Source organism: Frankia sp. CcWB2 (assembly GCF_977927585.1).
The window spans coordinates 3,819-4,829 of record NZ_CDWRCM010000142.1; the positions used below are offsets into that span (position 1 = coordinate 3,819).

Below are 1,011 nucleotides of genomic sequence, written 5' to 3' on the forward strand. Positions count from 1 at the left end.
ATCGGCACATCGCGGCCGAGAGCAAACCGGGCGAACCGGATAGAAAGGATTGATCGGACAAGACCGCTGGTCGGTCACCTCAGCCGCATCCTCTCGGTGGCGGCGCCGAATGCGGGTCCGATCCGCGATACTTCTGTGGGATGACCGATTCTGTCCGGCCTGCCCGGCGGGGAATGCAGGCGATCCTCGGCGACCGTCTCTGGCAGGCGTTGTTGTCATGCGGTTCCCGGTGCCATTTCCGGTCGCGGCAGATGCTGCTGCGTCAGGGCGATCCAGATGATTTCCTGTTTCTGCTGACCACCGGCCGGGTGAAGGTGGTGCGCATGGACGCGGAGGGCTCGGCCCTCCTGCTGGCGCTGCGCTCGCCCGGGGACATGATCGGTGAGATGGCGCGAATCGGAACCGGACGCACCGCCACGGTGCAGGCGATCGATCGATGCGAGGCGCATCGGGTCTCCGCCGCCATGCTCGACTCCTTCCTGCGGCGGCACGGCGTTCAGGGATCGCTCGCTGACTACGTGGTGAGCAAGCTGTCCGAAACGGTTCCCTACCAGCATCAGCTCGTGCATTTCTCGCCGCGGCAGCGGGTCGTCCGCCTGCTGTTGGAACTGGTCGCCCTCGCCGGACCGGAGCTGCCCGATCCGATGCGGGTGCCGTTCTCGCTCGATGCCGTCGCGGAGTCCCTGGGACTCGCCCGGAGCACGGTGGCCGCACACGTGGCGGCATTGCGAGAGGAACAGGTGCTGCGGCCGGGGCCACGGCTCGCGGTGGCGGACATCTCCCGGTTGCGGGCCGAGGTGGGCATCACGACCGGCTGAGCATGCCGGTCTGGCCCGTGGACTCCAGGTCGTCCGCTGGCTCTCCGTTGACGGGAGCCGGTGGGCCGACGAGATGTGGTCCGTGCCACTGTTGAACCGTCCGTCGATGGACGTTTTTGTCGCTCTTCCGCCGCGACGCTGAAGAACACGGGCACGACATCCGTGCTCTCCCGCGAACGCGAAGGATTCAGCG

1 protein-coding gene is annotated in these 1,011 nt (G+C 67.2%); it reads left to right on the top strand.

The window, feature by feature from the left end; all coding sequences use genetic code 11:
• Positions 1-140: 140 nt before the first annotated feature.
• Positions 141-818, top strand: coding sequence for a Crp/Fnr family transcriptional regulator (locus ACY45C_RS14945; RefSeq protein ID WP_462188209.1), 678 nt, complete (start codon positions 141-143; stop codon positions 816-818).
• The last annotated feature ends 193 nt before the right edge of the window (positions 819-1,011 follow it).

Coding starts and splice junctions, on each gene's coding strand:
- ACY45C_RS14945 (WP_462188209.1), top strand. CDS start 141: ATGACCGATTCTGTCCGGCCTGCCCGGCGGGGAATGCAGGCGATCCTC.